This window comes from Clostridia bacterium (assembly GCA_026414765.1).
In the GTDB taxonomy this organism is placed as follows: domain Bacteria; phylum Bacillota; class Clostridia; order Acetivibrionales; family DSM-27016; genus SKW86.
Window position 1 is genome coordinate 37,530 of sequence record JAOAIJ010000020.1, and the last position, 6,388, is coordinate 43,917.

6 protein-coding genes are annotated in these 6,388 nt (G+C 38.1%); all 6 read left to right on the forward strand.

Going from position 1 to position 6,388, the window contains the following annotated elements:
• Nucleotides 1–255: 255 nt before the first annotated feature.
• Nucleotides 256–1,389, forward strand: a complete 1,134-nt coding sequence (locus N3I35_07670) for an NAD(P)/FAD-dependent oxidoreductase (protein ID MCX8129958.1) — start codon at nt 256–258, stop codon at nt 1,387–1,389.
• A 207-nt stretch (nt 1,390–1,596) separates the two neighbouring features.
• A complete protein-coding gene (locus N3I35_07675) occupies nt 1,597–2,391 on the forward strand; it encodes a thymidylate synthase (GenBank protein MCX8129959.1) in 795 nt (264 codons plus the stop codon).
• Entirely contained in the window at nt 2,388–2,870 is a 483-nt protein-coding gene (locus N3I35_07680; protein ID MCX8129960.1) for a dihydrofolate reductase, read from the forward strand. The genes N3I35_07675 and N3I35_07680 overlap by 4 nt, the downstream gene beginning before the upstream one ends.
• A gap of 1,014 nt (nt 2,871–3,884) precedes the next feature.
• Nucleotides 3,885–5,336 carry an alpha-amylase family glycosyl hydrolase gene (locus tag N3I35_07685; GenBank protein ID MCX8129961.1) on the forward strand — a complete coding sequence of 484 codons (1,452 nt, stop codon included), beginning with the start codon at nt 3,885–3,887 and terminating at the stop codon, nt 5,334–5,336.
• 448 nt (nt 5,337–5,784) lie between these two features.
• Nucleotides 5,785–5,961: a 30S ribosomal protein S21 gene (rpsU, locus tag N3I35_07690; GenBank protein MCX8129962.1), complete on the forward strand. Its 177-nt coding sequence runs from the start codon at nt 5,785–5,787 to the stop codon at nt 5,959–5,961.
• 14 nt (nt 5,962–5,975) lie between these two features.
• A partial coding sequence (locus N3I35_07695) for a GatB/YqeY domain-containing protein (GenBank protein MCX8129963.1) occupies nt 5,976–6,388 on the forward strand: 413 nt, incomplete at its 3' end.

Consider the following 6,388-nt stretch of genomic DNA (forward strand, 5'->3'; position numbering starts at 1 on the left):
AAAAGGAGGTGCTTTTTATCATCTGGATATTTATACTATAAAAGCAGTGTTAGACACCTTGGTTTCTTAAAAGGATATTCGGATATTGACATTGTATATATATTATGCAATCATAGCCACTGAAGGGAAATTTTCCTTTTACAGATTTTATTCAGTCAGAAAATCTTTTCTGTATTTAGTTACAGTATGAGTATTATCTGATATTTTATATTTAAGTAATATAGGTTCGCATGTCTTTGCGGGAGGAGCAAGTGTATGGAGCAGGTAGATTTTTTGGTTATCGGTGCCGGTGTTGTGGGGTTGGCTATAACTGCCGAACTATCGGAAAGGTATGGTGAAAGCAGTATTTTGCTTGTTGAAAAGCACAAGAAATTCGGACAGGAGACATCAAGCAGAAACAGCGAGGTAATCCATTCGGGTATTTATTATCCGACAAGCTCTTTGAAAGCTCAGCTTTGTATAGAAGGAAACCGCTTGATGTATGAGTTTTGTCGTACATGGAATATTCCCCATGAAAGAATTGGGAAGATTATAATAGCCAGATGTGAAGACGAGATTTCTGCCCTTGAGGCCTTTATAAAAAAGGGTATGGAAAATGGTGTTATGGATCTGGAAATGCTGGATCAAAAACAGGTTTCCAGATTGGAACCGAATATTAAGGCCGTAGCAGCTATATTATCCCCATCAACAGGAATTGTCGATTCACACCAGTTGATGGCACGCTTTGAATCCAATGCAAAAAAGCAAAATGCAATGATAGCTTACGGCCATGAAGTCACAGGTATAGAACAGACATGTGATGGATATATGGTTGCATATAAATCCTTAAATGGAGACAGTGGTATTATAAAATGCAGTTACATTATAAATAGTGCAGGTTTGGGTTCTGATAAGATTGCCGGACTGATGGGACTAGACATAGACAAGGAAGGATACCGCCTGTTCCCATGCAAAGGTGAATATTTCAGTGTAAAGGCTTCAAAGTCAGGAATGGTATCGCGTTTGGTGTATCCGCCACCACTAAAAAACCTGAAAGGTTTGGGAATCCATGTGACTAAATCAATGGATGGCAACATAAGATTGGGCCCGAACGCTTTTTACGTGGATCAGATTGATTATGATGTTGATTCTGGTCATTCAGGAATGTTCTACAAGGCAGCTAAGGAGTATCTGCCATTTTTGGAGGAATTGGACATAGGTCCTGATATGGCTGGTGTGAGACCAAAGCTGCAAGGCCCTGATGACCCTGTAAAAGATTTCATAATCAACTATGAAGGCGATAAGGGCTTGCCGGGAGTCATTAACCTTTTAGGAATTGAGTCACCCGGTTTGACATCAAGCTTGAGTATCGCAAAATATGTAGTAAAACTGATAGAAAATAAATTTTAGAGTCTATTTGCTCAGATTGAGGATTTTCTGCGCTTAACCGGATCAATAAGTTTTATGGTCATTCCAATATGCATATTTTATTATCCGGATGGTAAGAAAAGTACGCTTCCTGGTACGGTGGTCTGATTTACACAAACTGAGTTTTTATGTTATTATAATTTAGAATCTGATTTTTACTTTTACTTTAGATAAACGGGGGTTATGCAGATGAAGCAGTATCTTGATCTATGTAGGTATATCCTTGAAAAAGGCACAAAGAAACATGACCGTACAGGAACAGGAACAATCAGTGTATTCGGATATCAGATGAGATTCGACCTGAATGAAGGGTTTCCTCTTGTTACTACTAAAAAGCTGCATTTAAGATCAATTATCCATGAACTGCTTTGGTTTATAAAAGGTGATACAAACATAAAGTATTTGAAGGATAACGGTGTATCAATATGGGATGAGTGGGCTGACGAAAATGGTGAATTAGGCCCTGTCTATGGGCATCAGTGGAGATCATGGCCGGCCAGTGACGGAAGAACTATAGACCAGCTGGCAGATCTGATTGGAAATCTGAAAACGAACCCGGATTCAAGAAGGCATATTGTAAGTGCCTGGAATGTAGGAGAACTCGATAAGATGGCATTGCCGCCATGTCATTGCTTTTACCAGTTCTATGTAGCTGATAACAAGTTGTCATGCATGCTATATCAAAGGAGTGCAGATGTTTTTATAGGCGTACCTTTTAATATTGCTTCGTATGCGCTGATGACAATGATGATAGCACAGGTTTGTGGATATGAGCTCGGAGATTTTGTTCATACTCTCGGGGATGCACATATTTACTCAAATCATTTAGAACAAGTAAACCTGCAATTATCGCGTGAACCTAGGCTGCTACCTAAAATGCAGATAAATACAGATGTAAAATCCATATTTGATTTTAAATTTGAAGATTTTAAACTTTTGGATTATGATCCCCATCCACATATTAAAGGAGCAGTAGCAGTATGATTTCTTTGATTCTGGCAATGGATAAAAACCGTACCATTGGGTTGGAAAACAAACTTCCCTGGCGCTTACCGGCTGATCTTGCATATTTTAAAAAAGTTACTATGGGACATGCCGTAATTATGGGGCGCAAAACTTTTGAATCAATCGGAAAACCTCTTCCGGGTCGAAGAAATATTATTATTTCCAGAAATAATTCTTACACTGCTGAAGGTTGTACAGTATACAATTCAGTTGAAGAAGTTGTTGACAGTGTGGGGGATGAAGATGTTTTTGTCATAGGTGGGGCCAATATATACAATGAGTTCATTAACTACGCACAGAGACTATATATTACACTGATTGAGGAAACTTTTATAGGGGACGCATTTTTCCCGGAAATTGACTCTGCCGGATGGAAACTGATATCAAAAGAGAAGGGTATAAAGGACGAAAAAAATCCGTACGACTATTGTTTTATGCTATATGATAGGCTCAGATAGGTGAAAGATAACAATTTGTATATTGCACATAAATATACAAATTGTTATGTACGGTAGCTAAAGACCTTTTACAACAGGCTTTGACAGCGTGATTGCCTCGAACAAAAAACCAAATGCAGTTGATCTGGACAAAATAGGATACAATAGTACGAATAATTTCTAAAAAAACAAATAAATGTGGGGAATTTTCCATAAATTGTATTGACAGAAAATGTAAGTTGCTATATACTGAAAATATCAATAAACGACTGAGTTTTTGGTAAACAAATATGATTTATTGTTTACCTTTATAGAGTGGTTTAGTACAGTATATTAAGTATTATGATAAAAAAAGTGAATATGAAAAACGGACTCGAAATGTACATGGGTTAGCAAATGTTTGGTTTTACAATTATCAAAGAAGCATATCTGTTAGTTGTTGTCGAAAAGATTTTACAACTTAAGCATATCTATTCTTATCAATATTTTGAAACATATAATTCAATTCACACGTTAACATTCCCAAAAGAATATTATTACAGTTTTGTATGAGGTCATACAGCAATATGGTGTTTATTTTAGTGTGCATATAGCTAATATCTATTGATTAGCCGGTGTTTAGTCATTAAGTTTTTGCTAAGCGTATGAATGCAGAAATAGGTATGACAGAAATATCGAATGATTTGAATGCAACATATTCAGGCTTTGACATATTTGTTTCTGACTGCATGATTGCATGTGTTTTCTGTATTATTTTTCACAACCTCAGTATTGATTCCCTGATTTTTTCCTTTTTGATACCAGGCAGCGTATATAGGCTATGGTTTATTAAGCTTTGCCCGAATTACATATAAAAACCTATATCAAATTAATTTACTTTCACTAGCGTGTATGAAGAGCAAATTACTCAATGCTGCTATTTTAGCTTGCTTATAAAGAATCTGCAGCAAAAGGAGGTGTTTTTGTCGTGGGCTGAAGTAGTATTGCTCGTGAAGTAGACGCTAATAAAAAATAAAAGAAAGAAGGAGTATTGTTATGAAAAAAAGAATTTGTACATTTTTTGTCATCATTGTTTTACTGCTGAGTTTAGCGGTAATACCTTCTGCATCAGGTACAGATATAAGTTATAATGGTAATGACACTGGAAAAGATGTCATGCTGCAGGGATTCCACTGGAACAGTGCAAATCTGGGGGGGACTTGGTACAATACGGTTAACAGCAATGCAACGAATATAGGGTCTTACTTTACAGCGGTTTGGATGCCACCACCGAATACGGCCCCAAGCTTCGCAAAGCAAGGGTATTTGCCTGAAAACTGGTATAATATGAGTAATTATTATGGCACACAAGCTAACCTGAAAACTGCTATAACTTCCCTCCATAGCAAAAATGTGAAGGTTCTGGCAGACATAGTAGTAAACCACAGAAACGGTATGTCCCAATGCCCTCATGGCAGATGGATAAATTTCAGCAGTCCTACGATGACTCCTAGTGTAAACCTTATTGATGGTGATTATGATAGAGTCAACAACGGTACTGAAACCACATGTTCTACTTGTGCTAACAACAACCATACAGAGGGTTCATGGGCATATGGCGGAAGAACATATTCCTGTGACGATTATAATGCAGCTCCTGACTTAACACATTGGGCTACAGATACAAGGGATAAGATAAAAGCATGGCAGACATGGCTTAAGAATGCTACAAACGCCGGTTTTGACGGTTGGCGTTATGATTTTATCAGAGGGTTTGCTCCACAGTACCTCGGCGAATATAACACCAGTTCATCTCCCTATATTTCTGTAGGTGAGTTCTGGAAATTTGAGAATGAAGGGCTTCCGTCCTCAGCTCGCCAGGCATTGGCTGATGTAGTAAGTCAATCAGGAAATAAGACTATGGTATTTGACTTCGATCTGAAGAGATCACTGAACAGTGCATTCGGTGGATGGACTTTCAATGGCGGGGCTCTGGCAACTACAGGAACAAATACAATAAATGGATTGGTCGGATGGTGGTCAAATGCAGCTGTTACTTTTGTTGACAACCATGATACAGGCTGGTCACCAGGCTTGGCACAAAATCACTGGCCTCTTCCGAACCCATGCAACGGTGATTTGATTTCCGTTAAATGTGCTTACGCATTTATACTGACTCATCCTGGTATTCCAAATGTTTATTGGGCTGACTGGCGCGACCGCGGCAGTGACCTTACTACAGTTATAGAAACTTTGATTAAGATCCGTAGAAGCAATAATGTAACACGTATGTCTAATGTCAGGGTTGTCCGCGCAGAAAATGGACTATATGCAGCTTATATAGGAACAGCTAACGGTGAACAGGTTGCTATAAAGATTGGTAATCAGGGATCGAGCAACTACGAAGGCTGGACTCCAAGCTCAAGCCTTGGACTTACAAAGACGTTTACAAGATACTACAGTGGAGGACATGCATTTACCGTATTCTATAAGAATACAGCAGCTTGATGGAATAAATTGTTGTCTGTGAGTTAGGTATGTTCTAAAAGGAAGAAAAGGAAGGTGCATTTTCTTCCTTTTTTCTTTTATGCATTAAGAGGAAACTGATAAGGCTGCTGCTGAACTTAAAGCATAAACTGTGCCAATTCACTTTTATCAAAATGTGCAATCCGAGGTGTTTTCAGTACTGTTTCACAGCAATACCATAATACATTTCTTAAAATCATTTTTTATGATATAATAATAAATAGACGAAATTTAACAAGCTCTCAAAAGGGGTTTTGGCAGGAAGTGGTTCGTTAATTTGACGGGATAGAATAATTAAATGTTGACACATTTTTAAAAATTAATATATAATATAGTGTGTGCTGTAATTAGCTTAATTCCCACTAATTTACAAAGCAAGAAATGAAGTTTATTCTTGGCACAATTGTTACCATCGGAGGGAGGGAAACACGTGTCTGAAGTTAGAGTAAAAGAGAATGAATCACTTGATAGTGCTCTCAAGAGATTTAAGAGGCAGTGCGCTAAATCCGGCGTTCTCGCTGAAGTTCGTAAGAGAGAGCATTACGAAAAACCAAGTGTAAGAAGGAAGAAGAAGTCTGAAGCAGCAAGAAAAAGAAAGTATAAATAAGGGAGGCTTATTAGATGTCCCTTAAGGAACGACTGCTGGAAGATATGAAAGCCGCCATGAAGGATAAGGATGCTATAAAAAAGAATACTATCCAGATGGCAAGGTCGGCCGTGCTTCAGGTAGAAAAAGATAATAGGATTACCCTCGACGATGATGGTATAGTTGAAGTAATAGCTAAAGAAGTTAAGAAGCGTAGGGATTCGCTGCCTGACTATGAAAACAGCGGAAGAGCGGATCTTATCGAGAGCTTAAAAGTCGAAATAGACGTTTTGATGAAGTACTTACCTCAGCAGTTAAACGAAGATGAAATCGAAGCAATAGTCAAACAAGCTATAACGGATACCGGAGCAAGTTCGGCCAGGGATATAGGAAAGATAATGCAGGCGGTAATGCCTCAGACTAAAGGCAGAGCTGACGGCAAGGTTAT

Bases quoted from the DNA above. Each gene is read 5' to 3' on its own strand.
- N3I35_07670 (MCX8129958.1), top strand. From the start codon at position 256: ATGGAGCAGGTAGATTTTTTGGTTATCGGTGCCGGTGTTGTGGGGTTG.
- N3I35_07675 (MCX8129959.1), top strand. From the start codon at position 1,597: ATGAAGCAGTATCTTGATCTATGTAGGTATATCCTTGAAAAAGGCACA.
- N3I35_07680 (MCX8129960.1), top strand. From the start codon at position 2,388: ATGATTTCTTTGATTCTGGCAATGGATAAAAACCGTACCATTGGGTTG.
- N3I35_07685 (MCX8129961.1), top strand. From the start codon at position 3,885: ATGAAAAAAAGAATTTGTACATTTTTTGTCATCATTGTTTTACTGCTG.